21 protein-coding genes and 1 tRNA gene are annotated in these 24118 nt (G+C 70.6%); 9 read left to right on the top strand and 13 right to left on the bottom strand.

What is annotated here, in order from left to right; genetic code table 11:
• Positions 1 to 72: 72 nt before the first annotated feature.
• The 5 genes from ACFY16_RS02735 to ACFY16_RS02715 form a co-directional block, all read right to left on the bottom strand.
• Complete coding sequence (locus tag ACFY16_RS02735) at positions 73 to 1653, bottom strand: ATP-binding protein (protein ID WP_390645258.1); 1581 nt, start codon at positions 1651 to 1653, stop codon at positions 73 to 75.
• A 231-nt stretch (positions 1654 to 1884) separates the two neighbouring features.
• Positions 1885 to 2304: a DUF3592 domain-containing protein gene (locus ACFY16_RS02730; protein ID WP_390645257.1), complete on the bottom strand. Its 420-nt coding sequence runs from the start codon at positions 2302 to 2304 to the stop codon at positions 1885 to 1887.
• 40 nt (positions 2305 to 2344) lie between these two features.
• Positions 2345 to 3361, bottom strand: a complete 1017-nt coding sequence (locus ACFY16_RS02725) for an SEC-C domain-containing protein (protein WP_390645256.1) — start codon at positions 3359 to 3361, stop codon at positions 2345 to 2347.
• 89 nt (positions 3362 to 3450) lie between these two features.
• On the bottom strand, positions 3451 to 4926 hold the full coding sequence (locus ACFY16_RS02720; protein WP_390645255.1) for a beta-1,6-galactanase: 1476 nt from the start codon (positions 4924 to 4926) through the stop codon (positions 3451 to 3453).
• A 200-nt stretch (positions 4927 to 5126) separates the two neighbouring features.
• A complete protein-coding gene (locus tag ACFY16_RS02715; RefSeq protein WP_390645254.1) occupies positions 5127 to 6371 on the bottom strand; it encodes a cytochrome P450 in 1245 nt (414 codons plus the stop codon).
• Positions 6372 to 6648: 277 nt separating this feature from the next.
• Here ACFY16_RS02715 and ACFY16_RS02710 point away from each other — a divergent pair, with 277 nt between their 5' ends.
• Complete coding sequence (locus ACFY16_RS02710) at positions 6649 to 7473, top strand: class E sortase (protein ID WP_390645253.1); 825 nt, start codon at positions 6649 to 6651, stop codon at positions 7471 to 7473.
• On the opposite strand, the gene ACFY16_RS02705 is transcribed toward ACFY16_RS02710, so the two are convergent.
• Positions 7451 to 8833 (bottom strand): MFS transporter, encoded by a 1383-nt coding sequence (locus ACFY16_RS02705; protein ID WP_390645252.1) that lies wholly within the window; start codon positions 8831 to 8833, stop codon positions 7451 to 7453. The two genes, ACFY16_RS02710 and ACFY16_RS02705, sit on opposite strands and share 23 nt — an antisense overlap.
• A 143-nt stretch (positions 8834 to 8976) precedes the next feature.
• Between ACFY16_RS02705 and ACFY16_RS02700 the strand changes: the two genes are divergently transcribed.
• Positions 8977 to 9504, top strand: a complete 528-nt coding sequence (locus ACFY16_RS02700) for a winged helix-turn-helix transcriptional regulator (protein WP_390645251.1) — start codon at positions 8977 to 8979, stop codon at positions 9502 to 9504.
• Between the two features lie 155 nt (positions 9505 to 9659).
• Positions 9660 to 10517, top strand: a complete 858-nt coding sequence (locus tag ACFY16_RS02695) for a fumarylacetoacetate hydrolase family protein (RefSeq protein WP_390645250.1) — start codon at positions 9660 to 9662, stop codon at positions 10515 to 10517.
• A gap of 59 nt (positions 10518 to 10576) precedes the next feature.
• On the opposite strand, the gene ACFY16_RS02690 is transcribed toward ACFY16_RS02695, so the two are convergent.
• The 3 genes from ACFY16_RS02690 to ACFY16_RS02680 all read right to left on the bottom strand — a co-directional run bounded on the left by ACFY16_RS02690 (position 10577) and on the right by ACFY16_RS02680 (position 13152).
• Positions 10577 to 11470, bottom strand: coding sequence for an LLM class F420-dependent oxidoreductase (locus ACFY16_RS02690; RefSeq protein WP_390645249.1), 894 nt, complete (start codon positions 11468 to 11470; stop codon positions 10577 to 10579).
• 96 nt (positions 11471 to 11566) lie between these two features.
• Complete coding sequence (locus tag ACFY16_RS02685; protein ID WP_390645248.1) at positions 11567 to 12067, bottom strand: heme-degrading domain-containing protein; 501 nt, start codon at positions 12065 to 12067, stop codon at positions 11567 to 11569.
• Complete coding sequence (locus ACFY16_RS02680; protein ID WP_390645247.1) at positions 12067 to 13152, bottom strand: Gfo/Idh/MocA family oxidoreductase; 1086 nt, start codon at positions 13150 to 13152, stop codon at positions 12067 to 12069. The genes ACFY16_RS02685 and ACFY16_RS02680 overlap by 1 nt, the downstream gene beginning before the upstream one ends.
• Before the next feature lie 56 nt (positions 13153 to 13208).
• On the opposite strand from ACFY16_RS02680, the gene ACFY16_RS02675 reads away from it, so the two are divergent.
• The 6 genes from ACFY16_RS02675 (at position 13209) to ACFY16_RS02650 (ending at position 19292) form a co-directional block, all read left to right on the top strand.
• Entirely contained in the window at positions 13209 to 14345 is a 1137-nt protein-coding gene (locus tag ACFY16_RS02675; protein ID WP_390645246.1) for an ROK family protein, read from the top strand.
• A 153-nt stretch (positions 14346 to 14498) separates the two neighbouring features.
• The gene (locus tag ACFY16_RS02670; RefSeq protein ID WP_390645245.1) at positions 14499 to 15581 is read left to right on the top strand and encodes an LPXTG cell wall anchor domain-containing protein; all 1083 of its coding nucleotides are present in this window, start codon (positions 14499 to 14501) and stop codon (positions 15579 to 15581) included.
• A gap of 86 nt (positions 15582 to 15667) precedes the next feature.
• The gene (locus tag ACFY16_RS02665; protein WP_390645244.1) at positions 15668 to 16447 is read left to right on the top strand and encodes an HAD-IIA family hydrolase; all 780 of its coding nucleotides are present in this window, start codon (positions 15668 to 15670) and stop codon (positions 16445 to 16447) included.
• Positions 16448 to 16551: 104 nt separating this feature from the next.
• Entirely contained in the window at positions 16552 to 17112 is a 561-nt protein-coding gene (locus ACFY16_RS02660; RefSeq protein WP_390645243.1) for a hypothetical protein, read from the top strand.
• A gap of 6 nt (positions 17113 to 17118) precedes the next feature.
• The gene (locus tag ACFY16_RS02655) at positions 17119 to 17820 is read left to right on the top strand and encodes a class F sortase (RefSeq protein WP_390645242.1); all 702 of its coding nucleotides are present in this window, start codon (positions 17119 to 17121) and stop codon (positions 17818 to 17820) included.
• 428 nt (positions 17821 to 18248) lie between these two features.
• The gene (locus ACFY16_RS02650; RefSeq protein ID WP_390645241.1) at positions 18249 to 19292 is read left to right on the top strand and encodes a glycoside hydrolase family 6 protein; all 1044 of its coding nucleotides are present in this window, start codon (positions 18249 to 18251) and stop codon (positions 19290 to 19292) included.
• 61 nt (positions 19293 to 19353) lie between these two features.
• Here the strand turns inward: ACFY16_RS02650 and ACFY16_RS02645 are convergent, their stop codons facing one another.
• From ACFY16_RS02645 to ACFY16_RS02630, 4 genes are all read right to left on the bottom strand, one after another.
• Positions 19354 to 21291 (bottom strand): galactose oxidase-like domain-containing protein, encoded by a 1938-nt coding sequence (locus tag ACFY16_RS02645; RefSeq protein WP_390645240.1) that lies wholly within the window; start codon positions 21289 to 21291, stop codon positions 19354 to 19356.
• A complete protein-coding gene (locus ACFY16_RS02640; protein WP_390645239.1) occupies positions 21288 to 23255 on the bottom strand; it encodes a glycosyltransferase family 2 protein in 1968 nt (655 codons plus the stop codon). Before ACFY16_RS02640 ends, ACFY16_RS02645 begins: the two co-directional genes overlap by 4 nt.
• A gap of 359 nt (positions 23256 to 23614) precedes the next feature.
• Complete coding sequence (locus ACFY16_RS02635; protein WP_390645238.1) at positions 23615 to 23968, bottom strand: FCD domain-containing protein; 354 nt, start codon at positions 23966 to 23968, stop codon at positions 23615 to 23617.
• Between the two features lie 69 nt (positions 23969 to 24037).
• Positions 24038 to 24111: transfer RNA gene (locus tag ACFY16_RS02630), tRNA-Lys, on the bottom strand.
• Positions 24112 to 24118: the final 7 nt, after the last annotated feature.

The following is a 24118-nucleotide window of genomic DNA, read 5'->3' as shown; positions in this document are numbered from 1 at the left end:
GGCGTGTTCTCTGCGGTCACGGCGGCTGGGTGGCCTCTCTGGCGTACGGGAGGATGCGGGTGGACGGGTGGACTAACCCTCGGAGCGGGCGAGTTCGGCCCGTACCGCGGTGACGAGCACGCTGTTCCACAGGGCGACCTTGTCGGTCTGGTTGGCCCAGACCCGCTCCTTCTGGAAGATCTCGTTGAGCATCAGGTAGAGCAGGCCTTTGAGGACCGGAGCGTCGTTGGAGCCCCCGCGCCGGCCGCCGTTGAAGGCGTGCCGGTAGTCCTTGTTGAGGACGACCAGGCGCTCCTTGTGGTCGACCGTGAAGAGCAGTTCGGCGGAGTCGACGCCGGGTGGCACGTCGAGCTTGGCCCAGATGAAGGTGATGGGGTCATCGCCCTCCAGCTGCGGCAGTTCGTCCCGCAGCGTCCGCTTCAGCTTCGGATCGATGCCCTTGCCGGGCGGGATGACGGCCATGCGCTTGACCTCGGTGCGCCGCTTGGCGGCTTCGCGGTAGGTCGCCTCGGCCTCGTGGACGTACTCGGCGAAGGTATGGCCGGTCGTCGGGTCGGCCGCCTTCTCGAGCCCTCGGGCGAACGCCGGTGTGACCTGGACGCCGTCCTTCTTGACGGTCAGGGCGAACACGTCGTTCGGTTCGGACGGCAGGTCCACGGCGATCCGGGCGAGGGCGAGGTGGCCCTCCGGGCTGCGTGTGTCGTTCCAGCCGCCGGCCTGCACCAGTCGGTCGTTGCGGTAGAGGTAGAAGCCCTGCCGCTCGGCGAGCGGGCCGATGCCTCGGTAGGCGACGAGCGGCGACTTGGGCGGCCAGATGTGGGCGGTGAGCGCGACGTCGCCGACGCCCTCGACGGGCGCGACGTACGTACGGGGAAAACCGGCACGGCCCGGAACTCGGTAGCCGAAGGGGTCGATGGGCTCCACGCCCCGGTGGTCCAGCTCCTCCCGGGTGTGGACGTCCTCGACGACGATGTCGACGTGGAAGCCGTCGCGGGCGAGGAAGCGGTGGAGATAGAGACCGAGGTGGGTCTCGAGCCGTTCGATCGCGTCGTTCAGGTAGCGGTCGGTCTGCCCGGCCGTGATGGTCTCGAACGCGCGGACCTGGTCCCAGCGCACGATCGTGCCGTGCCAGCCGATGACGCCGTCGTAACGGTCGACCAGGTTCTGACAGTACGTCGCATCGACGATGTCGCAGGTGAAGTCGGCCTGCGCGCGGGCGGTGAGCCAGCGGCGGCCGGTCGACGGGCTGCGCTTGGTCCGGCTGATCACGGTGAGCGCGTCGGCGTGCGAGAGCGAGGCGGCCTTCAGGCCGGCGCCGAAGTGCCCGAGGGCGCCGGTGGCGTACTTTTCGCGCCCGCCGACGGTCATCGCCGTGTCCAGGCTCGCATCGTCCATGCCATGACCGTCGTCGATGACGAGCAGGCCGACGAGACGGTCTCGGCCGCCGCGCTCACCGGTGTCCCGCAGGAAGCTCACGACGACGTTGTGGGCTCCCGCGTCGATCGAGTTGTCGATCAGGTCGGCGATGGCCGCCTCGAAGCCGTAGCCCTGGTGCGCGAGCGATTCGAACGACCTGGCCGCCGGGGGGAGCCGCTTGCTTCCGCTGGTGGGTACGTCGAACTGCCAGTCCGAAGACGGCTGGTAGGGCGGCATGCAGGTGTCCTCGCGGGCCGGGACATGCCCGGGATGCGTGCGGGCATGCGAGTTCAGCTGGTCGCATGTGACGTTAGCGTGAGTGAGTTGTGAAGGAGTAACGGGATCGGAACAAACGCGCTCGAAGTTTCTGGATGCGCCGTGGGCGAAGGGTTCACGCCTGGCTGTGCCGGCCCGGCACTTCCACATCCGTACTTGCTCGAACGGCCGGTGGACGTCGACCGGCCCTGCTCAGACCAGCGCCCACACCGCCAACCCCACCCCGAACAAACAAACCAGCACCCCGTTCACCACATACGTCCCCGGGTTGAACGTCTGCTGTGTGCGCACCACGACCACCCGGCGTGGGTCCTCCGGGTCGTACCGTGCCACCACCTCGTAGCCCACCCGCAGAACGTGCAGATCCGCGTTGAGGGGAGGTCGGCGGTAGGTCTGGTTGTTCGGGCCCGCCTGGTAGCGGATCTGGGGAGGGTGGGAGGTCGGGCCCTCGTGGCGTGGGCCGCGGACGACCTCGCCCTCCGTGCGGGAGCCCCGCACGCCGAGCAGCCGTACGCCCCTGCGCTCGCGGAGGCCGCGGCGGGCGACGCGGAGGCCGTAGGCCAGCCACCCGGCGGCGAAGAGGAGGGCGAACGTCAGCCACGGCTGGGACATGTCCGCCTCCCCCCGTCGGCGCTCCTGACGTCAGGTGCTGTTACGCCCCCACGCCGTGACACTCCCCATAACCCCGCCCCGACCCACACCAGCACCCGCTCCCCCTCTGCGGCGGCCAAGCCACCGCCCGCCCCCGTGCCGCCAGCGTCGTCGCGTACTGCGGCAGCAAGTCGGAATCCCCCGGTGACGCTCCCTCCGACGCCGCGAACGCCTCGTACGACGGGACCGTCCCCGTCACGATGCCCAGGTTCGGGGTGCCGGAAGCCGCCAGTTCGCGCAGGGACGCCTCTATCGTCGCGAGGTGCAGCTCATGGGAGGGGTACTCCTCCGCCAACGAGGAATACGCCGCTACAAGCTCCGCCAGCTCACCCGTCGGCCAGTGCAGTACCGCCACCGGGAACGGACGGGACAGCGCCTCCCGGTACGTGCCCAGCTCGGCCCGGAGGCGGGAGATCTCCGCCGCCAGTTCAGCGGGGTTGTCCGAGCCCAGGGACCAGACCCGCTTCGGGTCGTGGAGTTCGTCCAGGGAGACCGGGGAGGAGTGGAGCGTGTCCGCCAGGGTGTCCCACTCGTCGTGGGGTGCGCCCAGCATGCGGCGCACGCGGTGGCGGCCGAAGAGCAGGGGGTGCGACGAATACGGCGGATCTGTCACATCCGTCAGGAGGAGGGTCACCCCCTCCGTGAACGTCTCCTGCGCCGCCTCCAGCTCGTCGTGGGACTCCAGGGACTCCGCCACGATCACCCAGGGGGCGGGGTCGCGCGGGGACGCGGTGCGGATGCCGTCGATGATGGCTCGCGCCTCCGCCTCATGGCCGTACTCCCAGAGGTTCGAGGCCTTCAGGGCCCGCACCAGGTGGGGGGTGTCCAAGGTCTCGGGAGAGCTCAGCAGGCGGTCGTAGAGGGTGGACGCGGCGGGGCGGTCGCCGGCCAGTTCCAGGTGGGCCGCGGCCTGCAGCAGCAGGGCCTCCGCGTCCTCGGGATACAGGCCGGCGGTCCGCTCCAGGCGTGCCGCTTCGGCGGTGTGGTCGACGTTCTCGGCAGGCGTGTCGGGGCGCATGGTTGACACCGTACTGCCGGCCCGGGCAAAGAGTGAGATATCTGCAGGCCAGGGACCCGGGACCAACTGGAGCCCGGGTCCCGGCGGTCCTACACCGTCACCCCGTCCACCTGAATCGTCTGCACCGACTTCGCCGCGAACGGCACGCTCACCGTCTTGCCGGAGAGATAGGTGTCCGAGTGGGCCGTGTAGAGGTCGCCGCCGCCGGTCGTGAGCGTGTTCCAGCGGGGGACCAGGCCGCCCGAGCCGCCCGTCACCGTCGTGAAGCGGGACAGGTCGAAGGTCAGGGTCTGCGCCGAGGTGGAGTTGTTGGCAGCCACGATCACCAGGCGCTTCGCCGTCGCGTCGTAGCCCGCCGCCGCGTAGCTCACGCCGGTGTCGATGATCTTCATCCCGGGGCGGATGTGGCGGCTGAACTGGGCCATCACGTAGTACTTCGTCGTGACGGCACCCGCCGCCAGCGTGTTGGCGTCGTACGCGATCATCGCCCAGTTCGTGGACGGGTCCATGACCTGCCAGTAGACCCACGCGGTCGGGTGCAGCCAGCGGAAGTCGTAGAGCAGGTTGCTGGCCATGGTCATGCCGGTGCCGTCGTTGTCGCCGGTCTCCGAGTTCCACAGGGCCTTGCCGGCGGTCGTCACGACGTCCGTGTACAACAGGTCCCTACGGCCGCCCGAGCCCTGGTAGCCGTGGACGTTGACCCGGTTGACGTATCCCTTCGTGGTCGAGCTGAAGGAGTTCCAGGTCGTGCGGGCCAGGTCGTAACTCGTCTCGTCCGAGGCCGAGATCTTCGTGCCCGTCAGGCCGCGCTTGTCCAACTCGCTGCGCAAGTACGGGAGTACGGCGGCCTGGACGGTCGAGTCCATGTGGCAGCCCTCCTGCGTGCCCGTCGCCGTCCACCAGCTGGAGCTCGGCTCGTTGAAGGCGTCGACCGTCGCGAAGTTCACGCCCCAGTTGTTCTTGGCGTACAGGGCGACGGCCGCCAGGTGGGAGGCGTGCTGACGGTAGTTCCAGGACTGGAGGTTGTTGCCGCCGTCCGAAGCGCCGGAGGGGTTGTGGTTCAGGCACATCCACCACATCGGGGAGTTCGCGAACAGCTCGGTCGTCGCGCCCCGGGCGGTCGCCTTCACCAGCATCGCGCGCTGGGACGCGTCCGCCGTCCAGTCCCAGGCGGAGGACGTCGGGTCCTCGTTGTTCCAGTCCTGCCAGTAACCCTCGATCTGCTTGAAGGCGGGGATGTTGGCGGAGGCCACCATGCTCTCGCCGCCGACGGTGTTCCAGCTGCACGCGCCCAGGTTGTAGCGGGCGATGTTGAGACCCAGGCCGGGGAGTGTCCTGCCGTTGTACGACACGGACTTGGTGGTGAAGAAGGCGTCGGCGAAGTCGTCCCGGGCACCGAAGACGTTGGCCCACCAGGCCAGCGAGGTGCCCCAGCCTTCCCAAGTGCCGTAGCCCACCGCCGGGTTGACGGCGATCGTCGCGTCCGCGCGGGCGGTGCCCGTCGCCAGGGTGCTGCCGAGAACTCCGGCCCCTGCCGCGGCCAGCAGGGTTCTGCGTCGGATCATGGCTTCTCCGATTCCGTCAACGGCCGGTCGTCGTCGAACCGGCGTTGTTGCCCGTCCCGTTCATGGCATCAGGAAGCATCGGGTGTGCCGCGTGAGGTTGTCGAGGGTTCTGACAGCGTTTCTTACAGCCCTTTCTCAAACCGCTGGAGGAAGCCGGGGAGGGCGGTGGTGGAAGCCGAGGAGGGCGATGGTGGAAGCCGCTACCAGGTGACGGGCAGCGTCCTCGGGCCGCGGATCAGCCCCTGCCGCTGGAATTCCACCTCGTCGGCGGGGACGGCGAGCCGGATACCGGGGAAGCGGTCCAGCACCGAGCTGATCATCACCTCGGCCTCCATACGGGCCATGATGGCGGCCAGGCAGTGGTGCGGGCCGTGCCCGAAGGCGAGGTGGGAGACGTCGGCGCGGTCGAAGTCCAGGGCGTCGGGGTCCGGGAAGACGGCGGGGTCGCGGTTGGCGGCGACGTAGGCGCAGTAGATCACGTCGCCCGCGCTGATCACGTGACCGCCGACCTCCACGTCCTCGGTGGCGATGCGGGGGATGCCGACGCCGTTGCGGTGAGGGACGTAGCGGAAGAGCTCGTCGACGGCCTTCGGGAGCAGTTCGGGTTCGCGGCGCAGCCGGTCGAGCTGCTCGGGGTGGGTGAGCAGCGTGTACATCATGGAGCCGCTGTTGTTGCGCACGGCGTGGCCCCCACTGACCTGGATGGCCATGGCGAGGGAGATCGCCTCGTCGTCCGTGATCTCGCCCGTCGCGGCGGCCTGCGCCAGCACGCCGGCCAGATCGTCACGAGGGTCGTCGCGGCGACGCTCGAGGAGGTCGATGACGCGGGCGCGCGTCGCGTTCCGGGCCGTCTCGCCGCGCTCACCGGAGTCCGGTCCCGCGGACAGGAGAGCCTCGCCGGCCTGGGCCCAGCGGTGCCAGTCGCTTTCGTCGACCCCGAGGAAGTCGCGGATCACGGCGATCGGGAAGGGGCCGTGCAGGTGCTGCATGAGGTCGGCCGGGGCCCCGGCGCGTTCCATCCCGCCGAGCAGTTCCGCGGCGGTGCGCTCCGCCATCGGGCGCAGCCGCATCATGCTCTTGCCGGTGAACGCCCGGGCGACGACCCTGCGCAGCAGGGTGTGCCGGGGCGGGTCGACGTACTGCAGTCCGGCCGTCTGTGACGCCACCGGCGTCGGCCGCATGGTGGTCACGGAACGACCGACGAGCGCGGCACGGGAGAAGCGCGAGTCGGAGGCGACGAAGCGGACGTCTTCGTAGCGGGTGACCAGCCACGCGTGTCCGTCGCCGTGCGGCAGCTCGATCCGGGTGACCGGCTCGTCGCGCAGCACCTCGTCCAGGAACGGGTCGGGGTCGAGGGAGGGCAGGTCGTCGACGGGCCAGAACCTCACGGGCGGGGGAGGCGTGATGGCGGCGGAGTCGGAGGTGGAGTCAGAGCAGAAGGTCATTTCACACCACTCCCGTACGTCCTGATGCGGCCTGAGCAGGCTGGTGCGGCCTGATGCGCCCGGCGTCATGCCGCGCCGTTCCGTTCCCTTCCCTTCCCTTCCGTTCCCTTCCGCACAGCCTGTATCAGCCGTCGGTGGTCCGCACGGCAGTGCCGCCATTCGCGTGACCCGGCCAAGAGCCGTACGGGGCTGGTGACTGAGGACGCGTACAGGGCTGGTGACTTCGCCCCCCGCGCCTTATCTTGCGGGCGGCCCCGGTGAAGGAGGCGGCGTGCGGATGCGGATGCGGACGCCGATGCGTACGCGGATGCGGGTTCGCGTCGTGCGGCACAGCACCCAGCGGCGACGAGCTGCGCGGCGGCGCGCGCTGTGGGGCGCGGGCGAAACACTCGTCACCGTAGGGCTCGTTCTCCTGCTCCTCGTCGTCCATCAGCTGTGGTGGACCAACCGGGAGGCCAAGCAGGGCGCCGACCGCAAGGTGGAGGCGCTGGAGCGGCAGTGGGGGACGGCAGGGGCACCCGGCGGTTCTCCGAGCAGCGCGTCCCCGTCCGGCGATGACGACGCCGACTCCGTGACGGCCCCCTCGACCGGCCGGCCGAACAGCACGCCCCGCCGCTCCGCCACCCGCCCGCGGCCCGAGCCGCCCCAGTGGTCCCAGGCCTACGCCGTCCTCACCATCCCCCGCCTCCACCTGCGCGTCCCCGTCGCCGAGGGCACCAGCAAGCAGAACGTCCTCAACAAGGGATACGTCGGCCACTACCCCGGCACCCAACAGCCGGGCCAGGCGGGCAACTTCGCTCTCGCCGGGCACCGCAACACCCACGGTGAGCCGTTCCGGTACGTCAACCGGCTCAGGAAGGGCGACGAGGTGCGGGTGGAGACGAGCAGCGCGGTCTACACGTACACCGTCGACCGGACGCTCCCGCAGACCTCGGCCCGCGACTCCGGCGTCATCCGGGCCGTACCCCGGAGCCTGACCGAACCCGCCTACGGCTACAGCAGCCCGGGGTACTACATCACCCTCACCACCTGCACCCCGGAGTACACCTCCAAATACCGCCTGGTGGTGTGGGGCAAGCTCACTTCCATGCGGCCACGCTGACCGCGCCCACCGCCGCGAGTCCCGCCGACACCGCGATCGCGATGTTCGCGCCCTGCGCCAGGCTTCCCCCGGACGTGGTGAGCGCGATCGTCAGGGCGACGCCCGCGCAGGAGCCGATGTAGCGGAACGTCTGCTGCGCCCCCGAGCCCATCGCGGCCCGCTCCGGCGGTACGGACTCGACCGACAGCAGCGGCAGGGCCGCGTTGAGCAGGCCGCTGCCCACGCCGGCGACCACCAGGCCGGGCAGCATGCGCGGCCAGGAGCCCGCGCCGATCGCGCCGAGCATCGCCAGCACGCCGACCGCGTGCAGCAGGAAACCCAGGGCCAGTTGGTGGCGCGGCACGATACGGCCCGCGAGCCGCCGGGCCTGCAACGCGACCCCGAAGGACAGGCCGGACCAGAGCAGGAACAGCCACGCCGTGTCCAGCGCGGACAGCCCGAGGGCGCGTTGCAGCAGCGCCGGCAGGAAGCTGAACAGGCCGATCACGGCGAGGCCCGTGAACAGGCCGCCTGCGGAGGAGGCGAGGAAACGGGGGCGGCGCAGCAGGGAGAGGTCGATCATCGGGGTGGCGGAGCGGCGTTCGACCAGGGTGAAGACGCCCATCAGCAGGACGAACGCGGCCAGCAGCAGGCCGACCGGCGCCCGCAGCCAGCCGTCCCGTCCCAGCGTCAGCGCCGCGACCAGGGCGACCAGCGCCAGCCCGAAGGTCGTCGCGCCGAGCAGGTCGGGGCGGCCGCCGCGCGGGGCGCGCGACTCGGACAGCGTGCGCGCCGACAGGGCGGCCACGATCAGCGCGGCCGCGCCCAGGATCACGTAGCCCAGCCGCCAGTCGGGCAGGGCCCCGGTGAGCAGGGGGCCCACCGCGATGCCGCCGCTCACGAACGCGCCCCACACCCCGGTCGCGTGCAGCCGGCCGCGCGGGGTGGGGAAGGCGTGCACGAGCAGGCCCAGGCTGCTGGCGAGGAGTGCCGCGCTCGCCGCGCCCTGGGCGACGCGGGTCAGTGTGAACAGCCAGGTCGACGTGGTGAGTCCGCCGAGCGCGGTGGTGATGCCGAGCGCGAGCGTGCCGGCGACGAAGATCCGGCGGCGGCCGTAGTCGTCGGCGAGGCTGCCGGCCACCAGGAGCAGGGCGGCCAGGCCGAGCGGGGTGCCGTTGAGCAGCCAGGCCTGGGCGGACGCCGCGGTGTGCAGGTCGGCGGCCATCTCGGGGAGCGTGACCATCGGCGCGGTGTACGTCATGAGGGCCACGGCGGTCGCGGCGCTGGTCAGGGCCAGGGTCGCCCGGGGGCGCGGGCCGGGGTCCGGGTGCTGGTTCCGCTCTGCTCGGGTGGTCGTGGCGTTGTAGTCGAGCCGGGTCATGGCTGCCCTTCCGTGGACTGCGACCGTACGAGTTCGATGAGGCGGGGTAGGTTCGATCATTGAACTCACCTCCACTCCCACACCGTAGCACCGCAGGTTCGGTCACTGAACCAATAACGGAAAAAGTGGCTACAGTGGACGTCATGGCACTGGGTAAGGACTACGCGACGCAGGAGTGCTCGATGGCCCGGGCACTGGAGGTCGTCGGCGAACGATGGACACTGCTCGTCATCCGTGACGCGCTCTACGGCGTACGGCGCTACAACGACTTCCTCGTCCACCTAGGCATCCCCCGTGCCGTCCTGGCCTCCCGCCTCCAGTCGCTCACCGCCGAGGGGATCCTCGAGAAGCGCCGCTACCAGCAGTCGCCGCCGCGCGACGAGTACGTCGTCACCGAGCGCGGGATGGCCCTGTGGCCGACGCTGCGGTCGCTCGGCTGGTGGGGGCGCGAGCACATCGACGGGTCCCGGCTGCGCGAGTTCCGGCACGCCGACTGCGGCACGGAACTCGGCCCGTACGGCGAATGCCCCGCCTGCGGAATCGTCGTACCGGTCCAGGACGTCCTCATGGTGCCGGGGCCCGAACTCGACCTCGACCCGGCGGATCCGGTCAGCAGGGCCCTGCTGAAGCCCAGGCGGCTGCTGGAGCCCCTCGTCACCGAACCCGTATAAGCCCCCCCGTGGCCGGCGCGGGCCCCGGGTACCTCGGTCGCGGTCCAGTCCGTGAACATGGTCTTGCAGACTGGACGCCGAGCTTGGAGGATCAACCAGTCCTCCGATGGCTGCACACATCGGTGGGGCGCTCGCGATCGAGGGAGATTGTCATCATGAAGCTGCTGCGAGTCGGTACGGCGGGAGCGGAGCGGCCCGCGCTGCTCGACGCCGAAGGTGTCCTGCGGGACCTGTCAGGTCTCGTGACGGACATCGACGGCGCACTGCTCGCCGACGACGCCACGCTCGGCCGCATCCGTGCCGCCGCCGAAGCCGGGGAACTGCCGGAGCTGGACGCGACCGGACTGCGCGTCGGGCCGCCGCTGGCGCGGATCGGCAAGATCGTGTGCATCGGGCTGAACTACCACGACCACGCCCGGGAGACGGGGGCCGAGCCGCCCGCCGAGCCCGTCATCTTCTTCAAGGCGGCGGACACCGTCGTCGGGCCGCACGACACGGTGCTCGTACCGCGCGGCTCCACCAAGACCGACTGGGAGGTGGAGCTGGCCGTGGTCATCGGGCGGACCGCCCGCTATCTGGAGTCGGCGGAGGAAGGGCTCGCGCACGTCGCGGGTTACGCGGTGGCGCACGACGTGTCCGAGCGGGAGTTCCAGATCGAGCGGGGCGGAACCTGGGACAAGGGGAAGAACTGCGAGACGTTCAACCCGCTGGGGCCCTGGCTGGTGACCGCCGACGAGGTGCCGGACCCGCAGGCCCTCTCGCTGAAGCTGTGGGTCAACGGCGAGCTGAAGCAGGACGGGACGACCGCCGAGCAGATCTTCCCCGTGGGTGAAGTGGTGTGGTACGTCAGCCAGTTCATGACGCTGTACCCCGGTGACGTCATCAACACCGGGACCCCGGCCGGGGTCGCGCTGGGGCAACCCGAGCCGAAGCCGTTCCTGCGGGCCGGTGACGTGGTCGAGCTGGAGATCGAGGGGCTCGGGCGCCAGCGCCAGGAGCTCAAGGACGCCTGAGCCCCGGCCTTCCGGTCACCTGAGCGCCCGGCCCCTTCAGATCACCTGAGCGCCCGGCCTCAGATCAGAAGATCGGCCAGCCTGCGCCATGTCTCGCGCGGCAGGGCGTCGGGTGAGGTGCCGTTCACGACCTGGATCGCCACGTGGTCGGCGCCCGCCGTGTGGAAGGCGTGGACGCTGTCCCGGATCCGCTCCTCGTCGCCCCACGCGTACAGCGCGTCGATCAGGCGGTCGCTGCCGCCGGCGGCCAGGTCGTCCTCGGTGAAACCGAGGCGCTGGAAGCTGTTGGTGTAGTTGGGGAGCGCGAGGTACATCGCGAGGTGCTCGCGGGCCAGGGCGCGGGCGCGGGCCGGGTCGGTCTCCGGGACGACCTTGAACTCCGGGGCCAGCAGCGCCCCCTCGCCCAGGATCTCGCGGGCCTCGGCGGTGTGCTCCGGGGTGACGAGGTAGGGGATCGCGCCGGCCGCCCGGTCGCCGGCCAGCTTCAGGGTCTTCGGGCCGAGGGCCGCCAGGACCCGACGCCCGGCCGGGACACCGGCCGCGTCCAGCGCGTCGAGGTAGGCGACCAGGGCCGAGTACGGGCGGCGGTACTGCTCCGCGAGCTTGGCGTGACTCACGCCGAGGCCGAGGACGAAGCGGCCGGGGTGGGCCGACTCCACCTCGGCGAAGCCGGCCGCGCTCGCCTCGGCGTCGTACTGCCAGATGCTCTGGATGCTCGTGCCGACCGCGAGCCGCGACGTCGCTTCGAGAAGCGGGACGGCATGCCGCGCGGCGCTGCTGCCGCCCAGCCAGACGGCGCTGTAACCGAGCTGTTCGAGCTCCGCGGCGGCCTCGGCGATCTCGCCGCGCCGGGCCGGATCCTCCGAGCGGAGCTCCACGCTCCAGATGCCGTACCGGCCGACCTTCTCCTTGGTGCCGCTCGTGCCGCTCGTGCTGCTCGTCGACTCGCTCATCGGGTCCTTCCCTCTCCTCCGGGTGGGTGTCGTGCCGTGATCGTCACGCACGTCAGGCCCAACCGGAGGAAGCCGCGCGGTAATCCTGCCGACGGACTACTCGCTCAGGAACTGCTCCAGCGCCCCCACCACGAACCGGTGGTCCTCCAGTTGCGGCAGCCCGGACACCGTCACCGCGCCGATCACGCCGACGCCCTCGACGTTGATCGGGAAGGAGCCGCCGTGTGCCGCGTAGGTGTCGGGGTCGAGGCGGGAGGACTCCTCGAACGTCGTGCCCTTCGCCCGGAACCGGGCGCCGACGAGGTAGGAGGCCGCGCCGTAGCGTTCGACGACCCGGCGCTTACGGGCGATCCACGCGTCGTTGTCGGGGGTGGAACCCGGCATCGCAGCGTGGAAGAGCTGCTGGCCGGCGCGGTGGATGTCGATGGCCACCGGAGCCTGGGACTCCCGGGCCAGGTCCACCAGCAGGGAACCGAGTGCCCAGGCGTCGTAGTTGGAGAACTGGGGGAAGACCAGACGGCGTTCCTGGGCCTCCAGTTCTTCCAGGCTCGGGGTGATCTCGGGGGTGGACCTCGGGGTGATCTCGCGTCCGCTCATCACAGGCTCACCGTCACTCCGTCGCGGGCGGAACGGCGGGCCGCCTCCAGGACATCGAGGGCGGCGGCCGCCTCCAGCGCGGTCACCGGGTTCGGGCCGCCCTCGGTGAGGGCCTTCGCCACCGCCGCGTAGTAGGCGGGGTAGTCGCCGGGCAGGGTCGGTACGGGGGTGCCGCCGCCGGTCAGCGGGGACTCGCCCGAGCCGACACGGCCCCACAGCGACTCGGGCTCCGTACCCCAACCGGAGGCGGGGCGCTCGCCGTCGCGCAACGCCGCCTCCTGCGGGTCCAGGCCGTACTTGACGTAGCCCGCCTGCGAGCCCAGCGCCCGGAAGCGCGGGCCGAGTTGGGCGGTCGTCGCGGAGACGTAGAGGTGGGAGCGGACGCCGTTCGCGTGCGTGAGGGCGATGAAGGTGTCGTCGTCCGTCTCGGCGCCCGGTCGGCGGACGTCCGCCTCGGCATAGACCTGCGTGGCGGGGCCGAAGAGGACCAGCGCCTGGTCGACGACATGGCTGCCGAGGTCGTAGAGCAGACCTCCGATCTCTGCGGGGTCGCCGGACTCGCGCCAGCCGCCCTTCGGCTGCGGGCGCCAGCGCTCGAAGCGCGACTCGAAGCGCCATACGTCGCCCAGTTCGCCCTCGTCGATCAGCTTGCGCAGGGTCAGGAAGTCGTTGTCCCAGCGCCGGTTCTGGAACACGGAGAGGAGCAGGCCGCGCTCCTCGGCGAGGGCCGCCAGCTCGCGCGCCTCGGCCGCCGTGCCCGCGATCGGCTTGTCGACCACGACCGGCAGGCCGGCCTTCAGCGCGGCGGTGGCGAGCGGGACGTGGGTCTTGTTCGGGGAGGCGATGACGACCAGGTCGAGGTCGTCGGCGCGGTCGAACAACTCGTCGGACGTGGCGGCGACGCGGACGTCCGGGAACTCCGCCCGGGCCTGTTCCTGCCGCTCGGGGTTCGAAGTGACCACCGTGTCGAGGGCGAGGCCCTCGGTGGCCGCGATCAGCGGGGCGTGGAAGACGGAGCCCGCGAGGCCGTAGCCGATCAGGCCCACACGGAGGGGAGTACCAGTCGTGCCAGTCGTACCATTCATGCCCTCCACTTTCGCAACGCTGTTGCCAAAGTGCAAGCGCGGGGGAGAATGGTGGCGTGAACAGGGCGAAGAGCGGCAGCGGCAGCGGCACGGGCGCGGCGGCGGGGGCGAACCTGCTCGCCGTGCGCAGCCACAACACCGCGCTGGTCCTCGACCTGCTGCGCACGGCGGGCACCGCGGGCGGCGACGGCATCAGCCGGCTCGAGCTGGCCGAGCGGACCGGGCTGACCCCGCAGGCCGTCAGCAAGATCACCGCCCGGCTGCGGGCGGAGGGGCTGGCGACGGAGGCGGGGCGGCGCGCGTCGACGGGCGGCAAGCCGCGTACGGTGCTGCGGCTGGTGCCGGAGGCGGGCTACGCGGTCGGCGTTCATCTGGACCGGGACGAGCTGCGGACCGTCCTGGTCGACCTCACCGGGAGCGTGGTGGGGGAGCGGGGCGGGCCGCTGGACCTGGGGGCGGGGGCCGAGGCCGTGGTGGCGGCGGTGGCCCGGGAGGCGGAGCTGCTGGCGGCGACGCGGCGCCCGGGCTCCCTCCTCGGGGTCGGCGTGGCCCTGCCGGGTCCCCTCGACCACACCCGAGGCGTGCTGCACCGCGTCACCGGCTTCCCCGAGTGGGACGGCTTCCCGCTGCGGGACGCGCTCGCCGGGCGGCTCGGGGGCGTGCCCGTCGTCGTCGACAAGGACACCAACGCGGCGGCGCTCGGGCTGGCCGTCGGCGGCGAGAGCGGGTCCTTCGCCTATCTGCACCTCGGTACGGGACTCGGCGCCGGACTGGTGATCGGCGGCAGCGTACACCGGGGCCCGCGGACCGGGGCGGGGGAGTTCGGGCACCAGGTCATCCAGCTCGACGGACCGCCGTGCACCTGCGGCGACCGCGGCTGCATAGAGGCGCTGTGCCTGGGCGCCGTGGCGCGCGGTGACGTCGAGGAGGCGGCGCGGGTGCTGGGCGCGGGCGCGGCGAACCTGGTGGGACTGCTCGACATCGACCTGGTGCTGCTCGGCGGGCGTACGGTCGCCGCGGAGCCGGAGCGGTTCGTGCGCGGAGTGGCGGAGGTGCTCGACGCGCGGGCCCGGCGCGAGGGCGCGGCCGAGGGCGCGGTGCCGGTGCGGGTCGCTCCGGGCGGGGTGCGAGGGGTCGCGGAGGGGGCGGCGCAGTTGCTGCTGGGGCCGCTGTTCGGGCGGGACGACAGCTGAAACGACGTGACCCGGGACCACAGCTGAAACGACGTTTCCCGGAGTGGCAACCGGGGCGCGCCGATCGGGCGGAATTGGACGTCCGTTCGAGTTCCGTCGCCCTCCGCTCCGGCACGGCATCGTTCCTCCGCCGCCTGCACCGGGCAGGGTCACATGACCATGCGACCCTGCACGCCCGCCTCCCTCTGCCTGGCGGCAGCCGCCGCCCTCCTCCCCGTACCGGCGGCGACCGCTTCGGCGGCCGCCGTGGCGAACCCCGCCTCGGCGAACGCCGCCGACCCCGGGCCGTCCTGCGCCGCCGCCGGCGACCGCGCCTTCCCCCTCACCACCCGCATCCACGGCGGCCCCGCCTCCTACGAGGCCGGCGGCGGCTACGGCACCTGGTACCTCGACCTCACCAACACCACCGCCCGCTCCTGCTCGGGCATCCACCCGGTCGTCGTGCTGGTCGACGGGCAGCACGCCCTGAAGCCGACGCAGCCGCATCTGGAGTTCTACGACGGTGCGCGACCCCGGCCCGTCCACTTCGAGACGACCGACGAGGACGAACTGGTCGGGGCCTTCGGTCAGGAAGGCGGGAAAGCCGACGACTTTCCCGGCTTCACGGTGGGCCCCAACAAGACCCTCACGGTGAAGGTCCGCCTCGCCCTCACCTCGGACGCCGTGTCCAACGAGGTCACCGTCAACGCCGCCGTGGTCCAGCGCCACGAGGACGACGGCGACTGGGTCGGCGAGTCGAACGACTACCGCTTCCGCGTGGAGACCGACACCGGCTCGACGTCCGACACGGACACGGACACGGACTCCACCACCGGCCCCACGACCGACTCCACCACCGGCCCCACCACTGATCCGACCACCGACCACAGCACCCATCCCGACCCCAACAGCCCCCGCACCGGCACCGATCCCGGCACCGCCGCTGTTCCCTCCCTCCACCCGGATCCCGATCCGCACCCAGACCCGCACCCAGACCCGCATCCCGATCCGGATCCCGTTCCCGACCCCACGCCGCACGCCACCCTCACCACTCGCACCGCGTCCTCCACCCTCACCACCCCGAGCACCCCCACCACCCCGAGCACCCCCACCCCCTCCATCGCCCCGGATGACCGTTTCTCCATCGCCGACCAACTCGCCCGCACCGGACTCGGCACCCCGGGCGGTGCCCTCGCCGCCGCCGTCGTCCTGCTGGTCGCCGGCGGTGCGCTGGTGCTGGTCCGCAGGCGTCGCTGAACACGGGGGCGGACGACCGTTCCCTCAAGATCGGACCTGTGTTTAGGCTGGGGCTCACGTAGCGCGTACGGCAGGAGATCCCGCACATGGCAGACCGCAGGCCCATCGAGTCGTGGCTCACCGACATGGACGGTGTGCTCATCCACGAGGGCGTCCCGATCCCCGGCGCCGACGCCTTCCTGAAGAAGCTCCGCGAGTCCGGCAAGCCGTTCCTCGTCCTCACCAACAACTCGATCTACACCCCGCGCGACCTGCACGCCCGGCTGCGGCGCATGGGACTGGACGTGCCGGTCGAGTCCATCTGGACCTCGGCGCTGGCCACCGCCCAGTTCCTGGACGACCAGCGGCCGGGCGGCACGGCGTACGTCATCGGCGAGGCCGGCCTCACGACCGCGCTGCACGACATCGGCTACGTCCTGACCGACCACGAGCCGGACTACGTCGTCCTCGGCGAGACCCGGACGTACTCGTTCGAGGCGATGACCAAGGCCGTGCGGCTGATACTCGGCGGCGCCCGCTTCATCTGCACCAACCCGGACGAGACCGGCCCGTCCACCGAGGGCCCGCTGCCCGCCACCGGCGCGGTGGCCGCGCTGATCACCAAGGCGACCGGCAAGAAGCCGTATTTCGCGGGCAAGCCGAACCCGCTGATGATGCGCACCGGGCTCAACGCCATCGGCGCCCACTCCGAGACCGCCGCGATGATCGGCGACCGCATGGACACCGACGTGCTGGCCGGCATGGAGGCCGGAATGCAGACGTTCCTGGTGCTCACCGGCCTGACCCGGCCCGAGCAGATCGAGGACTTCCCGTACCGGCCGTCCAAGGTCGTGAACTCCATCGCGGACCTCGTCGAACGGATCTGAAACCGCCGACGCGAGGAAGATCACCCGTACGGAGCAGTGCGGCCCGGCAGCGGATGCGGGGCCGCGCTCCCAGGGGGAACCTCCAGATATCAGGAGGTTTCACGATGGGTTCTTGGAAAGTCACTCTTTGTGCGGGTTTCGTGGCCGCGGTCGCGACACTCGCCCCGGTGGCGTACGCGGCGGACCCGGCGGGCGGTGGCAGCGTCTCGGTGACTCCGTCGTCCCCCGCCCCCGGCGCCGACGTGGCACTGCGGGTCAGCGGCTGTGTCGGAACGACGGCCACCGCCGTGTCGTCGGCGTTCGTCTCGGACGCCCGGCTGGCCGGCACCGACGGCGCGCTGGCCGGGGAGACCCGTATCCGCTCCACGGTCGAGCCGGGCTCGTACGACGTGCGGATCACCTGTGCCGACGTCCAGGTGAAGGGCACCGTCACCGTCGCCGGCGGCGGCCCGGCGGCACCGTACGCCCCTGCCTCCCCGTACGTTTCGGCCTCCCCGATCGCCCCCGTTGACGCGGGCGGCGGCGGCACCGCCCACTTCGCCTCGGTGGACGTCCACGCGGACGGTCCGGGCACCGCCCACACGGTCACCGGCCTGATTCTCGCGGGCGTCGCCGCCACCGCCGTAGCGCTCCGGAGTGGCCGCCGGAGCCGCAGGACGGACTGAACGGCCATGTCCGAAGACCTGTCCGACGCCCCGCCCGCACACCTGTCGGAAGACCGGGAGAGTTCCTCCGGTGGCCGTCTGCTGACCGGCCTCGCGTGGGCGATGCTGCTGCTCGGGCTGTGGCTGTGGGGGCGCGGGGTGACCGACGTGCGGCAGGGGATATCCGCGCCGACCACCGGTGACGTGGCGGCCGTCGGGCGGCCGGCGGAGGACGAACTGCCGCCCGCCGTACAGCCGTTGCGGCCAGCGTTGCCGCAGCGCATCGACATACCCGACCTCGGCGTGCAGGCGCCGGTCGTGGCCCGGGGGCTGGACACGCGGGGGGCGATCGAGCCGCCGCCCTTCGACCAGGCGGGCGTGGTCGGCTGGTACGGGGGCGGGGTGAAGCCGGGCGCGGCCGGGACCGCGCTGATGGTGGGGCATGTCGACACCGAGACCCGGCCCGCCGTCTTCTACAAGATCAGTGCGCTGCGGCCGGGCGAGACGGTCCGGGTGGTCCGCGACGACGGCAAGGTCGCCGAGTTCACCATCGACGACGTCCAGGTCATCACCCGCGACCACTTCGACGCCCGCCAGGCCTACGGCCCCCGCGAGTCCGGGCGCGCCGAACTGCGGCTCATCACCTGCGGCGGCACCTTCGACCGGGCGAGCCGCACCTACACGGCGAACGTGATCGTGTCGGCGTACCTGTCGGGGACGGCCGGGTGAGCGCGCGGCACCAGGCCCGGCCGACGGCTCGCTCCCCCTGGGGGCCGCCGGCCGGGCCGGCCCTCGACCGCGTGCGCACGGGCTGCGGGAGTAACCCGGACGCCGACGCGGGAGGCTGCGGAAGGCACGGTGAGTGAGAGGCCGGCCGGGGGCTCGGGCCGCCCGAGACGACTGTAGAACGGATGTGCTCGCGGGCCTAGGGGGCATTTGACGCCACGTCCCGGACCAGTGGCTCTCCGTCATCCGCCCAGGTGGTCCATGCCCTCATCGCGGCCTGCGCGACTCGTCGTCGCCCGAGCGCCCACCAGGCGCCGAAGGGTGTAACAGATCTCAGACAAGCTCGGGCGATCTCGTGGGCGTAGGGGGACGTATGTCAGGATTGAGACCGGGAAAAACTGCGCAGAACAGTGCACCCAAGGGGGAGTTGGATGTACGGCACGAGGGGGGTGCCGTCTTCGGCACGGGGCAGGATCTTCGCGGTGGCGCTGGGGGCGGCGCTGGCCATCGCGGGATGCTCCTCCGGAGGCGGGGACGGAGACGGGGACGACAGCGGACCGGACGGCGGCAAGAGCGCTGTCACTCAACAGCCCGAGAGCACCGACCCGTTCTGGGTGAACCCGGACGGGAACGCGGCAGAGCAGCTCACGGCCTACACGAAGGCCGGCAGGAAGGACGAGGCCGAGCAGATCCGCAAGATCGCCGAGCAGCCGACCGGCGAGTGGATCGGCCCGGAGAACCCGGAACAGGAGGCCCGCGGCTTCACCGAGGCCGCCGACAAGGCGGGCCGCACGGCACTTCTGGTCCTCTACAACATCCCGCACCGCGACTGCGGCCAGTACTCGCAGGGAGGTGCCGCCGACGGCAACGCCTACCGGGCCTGGATCGACGGCGTGGCCAAGGGCATCGGGGACCGTCCCGCCACGGTGATCCTGGAGCCGGACGCGATCCTGCACCTGGTGGACGGCTGCACCCAGGACGAGTTCCACGAGGAGCGCTACGACCTCCTCCAGGGCGCGATCGTCAAGCTGAAGTCCCTGAAGAACGTGAAGGTCTACCTCGACGCCGGCAACGCCGGCTGGGGCCATCCCGACCAGGTGGTCGAGCCGTTGCGGTCGGCCGGCGTCGACCGGGCCGACGGCTTCGCGGTCAACGTCTCCAACTTCTACTCCACCCAGGACTCCCTCGCCTACGGCAAGGAGCTCTCGGCGAAGGTCGGCGACAAGCACTTCGTCATCGACACCAGCCGCAACGGCAACGGGCCGTATACGGGCGGCGATCCGAACGAGCGCTGGTGCAACCCGCCGGGCCGGGCGCTGGGCGAACCGCCGACGACGAAGACGGCTGACGCCCTGGTCGACGCGTACCTGTGGGTGAAGCGGCCGGGAGAGTCCGACGGCGAGTGCAAGGGCGGCCCGAAGGCGGGCCAGTGGTGGGCGGACTACGCGCTGAAGCTGGCCCGCGCATCCCACTGAGAGCGACGGCGACACTCGGGGGCGCCCAGCCGCAGGCCGGGCGCCCCCGAGTCGCTGTCCGCTACGGAACCTTGACCCACCGCGCCTCGCTGGGCGTCCCCTGGTCGTCGTCCACGAACAGCATGTACCACCCCGACTGGACGAGGTTCCTGTTCTTCGGCACGGTCACCGTGATCTTGTCGCCGGACGTCTTGAAGTCCAGCGCGATCGACCGCTGGTCGACGTCCGTGACGTGCGTCGACGCGCTCGGCCGGATCAGCCGCACCTTCCTGATCGACGAGGCGTGCTGCGAGGTGAACGTGCCGGTCCCGCCGCGCGCGATGGTCCGCGGACCCCCGGACAGCGACGGCCGCGAGTCCCGGTAGAGGTACGGCGGTGTGTAGATCTCGATGCGCTGCTCGAACTTGCCGGGCTTGGTGTTGGCCTTGTCGCCGTACAGCGAGTCCGAGCCGAAGAACATCACCCGTCCGTCGGGCAGCAGGATCGACCCCGAGTGGTAGTTGCGGCCCACCAGCGGGTCGGCGACCCGGTCGAAGGTGTTGCTGTCCGGGTGGTAGATCCGCGCCTGGAGGATGTTGGAGTCGCCGCGGCCCCGGTAGTCCTCCGAGCCGCCCGACACCAGCACGGTGTCGTCGGGCAGGACCGACGCCTGCGCGTACCGCGTGCCCTTCTCCAGCGTCGGCCCGTCCACGAAGGTGGGGGCGGCGTCCTTCAGGTCGATGATCCGCGTCCTGTCGCTGGACAGCTTGGACTCGCCGACGCCACCACCGCCGATCACCATGTACTTCTCGTCCTGCGCCGGCGGCAGCAGCACCGTGCCGGACGTCTCCATCATGTCGGGGTCGCTCAGCCCGGGCAGCTTGGTGAACTTGTTGCTGGCCACGTCCCAGATGCCCGGGTCACGGCCCACATTGTCCGGCCCGTAGCCCGCGTTGGATCCCGAGTAGAAGATCTTGCCGTTCTGCATCAGGAACAGCGCGGGGTACGTCGGGAACTGCCGGATCGTCGACGTGTAGGTCCACTTCTTGGTCTTCGGGTCGAAGATCTCGTTCTTGCCCGGGACCAGCTGGCCGATGTCGTCGAGGCCGGAGACGCTGAGGACCTTGCCGTCGCTCAGGGTGGTGAGCGTCGGGTACCAGCGGGCCTCGTTCATCGGGTCGACCTTGATGTACTTCTCGGCGACCGGGTCGAACTCGTAGGCGTCCCGGATCCCCTGGAAGTCCTTCTTGTCGAGGGCGAGCTTCTGCGCGATGCCGTAGGTGTTGCGCGCGGTGACACCGGTCAGACCCTGGATGCGGTAGTTGTCCTGGGTGCCGGTCTCGTACTTCGAGCCGCTCTTCTGCGCCTCGACGTAGATACGGCCGAGGCCCGGGTCGTTGCGCAGGAACTTGCCGGTCTTCGGGTCGAAGACCTTCTTGGCACGCGGCACGAGCACCGGGTCCTTGGAGACGAAGGTCTTGCCGTTCTCCTTGCCGGTGAACCTGGTGCCCGCGGGCAGCGTGATCGGCTTGTCGGGGTTCTCGTTGTGGACGATCATCAGGCCGCCGGCCTTGGTGACGTCACCCTTCAGCTTCTCGTACCGCTTGGTGCCGCCCGCGATCAGGATGTTGCCGTTGGCGAGCTGGGTGTGGCCCGTGCAGAACAGGTCGCTCGGTGTGGGCACCTTCTTGATGGTGCCCTTGACCGGGTCCCAGATACGGGTGTCGAACTTCTTGGCGTCGAAGTTGTCCTGGTTGTTGCCGGATCCCGCCACGAGCAGGACCTTGCCGGTGTGCAGGAGGGCCGCGTGGATGGTGTCCTGGCGGTACTCCTTGGGGAACTCGACGATCTGCCAGCGGCCGTTGTCGGCCTTGTACTCCGGTCTGTTGATCGCGTAGTCGTGGTACTTCTCGGTTCCGAAGCGGTAGACCCACGGGCCGTTCATCCCGGCCAGTGCGAGGACCACCGCCGTACCGACAGCGAGTCGACGTGCGCGTCGGCGGCCGGCTCGGTCATTCATTCCTTACGTCCCCCCAGTCCACCCAGGGCGATCTCCATGGTCTGGTCGCCGCTCCCGTTCGATGCGGCCCAGTTCGGCCTGGGCGCCGGTCCGTGCGACGCGTACGGCGCGGGCACTCCCGCGGCCGGCGTCGGCGCCGGGACCGCGTCCTGCGGCTCCGGTGCGGGCTCGGCGGACCGCCTCTTCGCCTGCCGGAGCATGTACCGCCAGGCGAAGATCGGCGACGCGGTGATCAGCAGGGCGAAGACGGCCCAGATGATCATCGCGGGGTGGGAGTGTCCCTGTACGAAGCCGGCGACGATCGACGCGGCGAAGACCAGGATGAAGAACAGGTGGATGCGGAAGGTCCCGAACAGGGTGTCCGGGCTGGCCGAGTCGCCCTTGGGCGTCACCACGAACGTGCTCTTGCGGCGCAGCACCGTGTCCAGCAGCGAGCGGGCGTAGACCGGCGCGGACAGCGCCGACATCACCATGCCGGCCACACCGCCCGAACCCTCCGGCTCGTGCGGGGAGACGTTGTGCCGCCGGTTCCAGACGTACAGGCCGATCTGGAGCGCGGAGGCGTTGCCGTACAGCATCAGCCACACGGTCGGGTCGATGTTCACACCCGAGGCGCCCAGGCCCAGGAACAGCGCGCAACTCAGACCTGCGAGGATCCAGTTGAGGGCCGACATCGGATAGAAGATGATCATCATGGTGTAGTTGAAGAGCTTCCCCGGCGGCAGCGAGAAGAAGCCCTTCCAGTACTGCTTGAGGATGGTCTCGTAGGTGCCCCGGGACCAGCGCAGCTGCTGGGTGAAGAAGTCCGTCCAGGCGGCGGGTCCCTCACCGACCGCGAGCACGTCCGGCGTGTAGACCGACCTCCACTTCTTCCCCGTGGCCGGGTTCCGGTGCCGGTGGATCTCGAAGCCGGTCGCCATGTCCTCGGTGATCGAGTCGTACAGGCCGCCGATCTGCTTCAGCGCCCTGATGCGTACGGCGTTGGAGGTGCCCACGAACATCGGTGCGCCGTAGGCGTTTCCGGCCCGCTGGATCAGTGCGTGGAAGAGGAACTGCTGCGACTCGGCGGCCTTGGTGATGGGGTTGTCGTAGTTCCCGTACACCTGCGGGCCGATGACGAAGCCGACGTCCGGGTCGCGGAAGAAGCCGAGCATCCGTTCCAGATAGTTGGGAAGCGGCACGTGGTCGGTGTCGACGGAGGCGAAGTAGTCGTACTCGTCGCCGTGCGCCTCGAGCCAGGCGTTGTAGTTGCCGTGCTTGGTCCTGGCGCGGTGCGCGCCCTTGGGCCGGTTCCACTTCTCGACGCCCTTGCGGGTGAAGTGGTGCACGCCGAGCCGGGCGCAGACCGCCTTGACCTCGGCGTCGTCGCCCTCGTCGAGCAGCCAGACATGCAGCAGACCCCGGTGGCGCAGCCGGACGGCGGCCTCCAGGGTCCTGGTCACCATCTCCAGCGGCTCCTTGCCGGGCACGAAGGAGGTCAGGAAGGCGACTCTGGTGCCGGTCTCGGGCACGACCGGGATCGGGTCGCGGGCGATCAGCGTGGCGTGCGCGTTCGACAGCACGTTCATGCAGCGGAAGAACTCGATCAGGCCGATCGAGACGAGCATGACGACGTCGAGCGCGGGCAGCCAGGAATGGGCGGGGTAGTCGCGCTCGGTCCAGTGCTCCGGCTGCAACAGCCAGCCCAGCAGGATCAGCGACAGCAGCGGAGCCGCGCCCAGCATGAGGGCGGCCCGGATCCGGTGCGGCTCCTGCGAGAGCAGCGAGCGGTACTGCACTTTGTACGGCTTGTTCGGGTCGGGCTGGGTGAGGGGGCCGGCCAGCCTGCTGTAGTGCTCGTAGTCGTATCTCGGCAGAGTCTTCTTCAACCGGCGGAACTGGCCGGTCCGGTGCGAAGGCACCCTGAGCTGGGTGGTTTGTGACGGGTCGAAGTTATGCCGGGCGCCCGTCGGCGTCGACGTCATGAGTCATCCCCCCACACGCGGACCACCGCGTGTCTGTCGGTTGCTTCACCTGCTTCGACCCCCCTCGGCCTGCACAGGTGTCTCATTGGCGAGGCACAGATGCCACACAATATGTGGACATGGAACTGCGCCCTTCCGGTTGCAGGGTGCCCCCCTCGGCACGCCTCCATGAACGGGGCCCCTCTCCCCGCATCGGCCGCAACCGGCTCCTTGCCCCCCAAGTGCCGCCAATCCGCAGCATCTTGGGAAACAGGGTTCTACGGCGTTCAGCATGATCGCAAGATGCGAAACGCGGTGTTTACCGGTCATACGCGCTTATTGAGACCCGTGTGGGGGAGTTGTGGATCAGTTGTGGACAGTCATGAGCGAATGTTGTCGAAGTGCTCTCTTGTGGTCTCTTTCGCTCGAACCGCGTCACCGAGGCGCACCGCGTGCACGCTGTCCCGGTGCCGGCGGCAGGTGACCGGCGGATCCTGCGGCACATCCGCCGGATCGGTGCGCACGCGGTGGAAGACGCCCCGGAACGTCTCCGGCGCCTCGCAAACAGCACGTTTCCCAGGCGCCGGCAGCGGGTGGCGTGAAAGGCCCGGTCGGTCTCGGCGAGACGGGGCCCCTGCGCGGTCTCCTGTTCCGTACGGAGGCCTTCGATCATGGGTGCGAGGGACATGGGTCCCCCATAGGTGCCGAAGGCGTGCCGGATCTCGACGATGCATATCGCCCGGAGGGTGTCCGGCCGGACAACGAAAAAGCCCCTCGTGCGAACGAGGGGCTTCTTCCGTCTGTGCGCCGCCAGGGACTCGAACCCCGGACCCGCTGATTAAGAGTCAGCTGCTCTAACCAACTGAGCTAGCGGCGCCTGCTGA

The sequence above is a fragment of the Streptomyces sp. NPDC001315 genome (genome assembly GCF_042896175.1).
Classification (GTDB): domain Bacteria; phylum Actinomycetota; class Actinomycetes; order Streptomycetales; family Streptomycetaceae; genus Streptomyces.
This window is presented reverse-complemented; position numbering and strand designations above follow the sequence as displayed.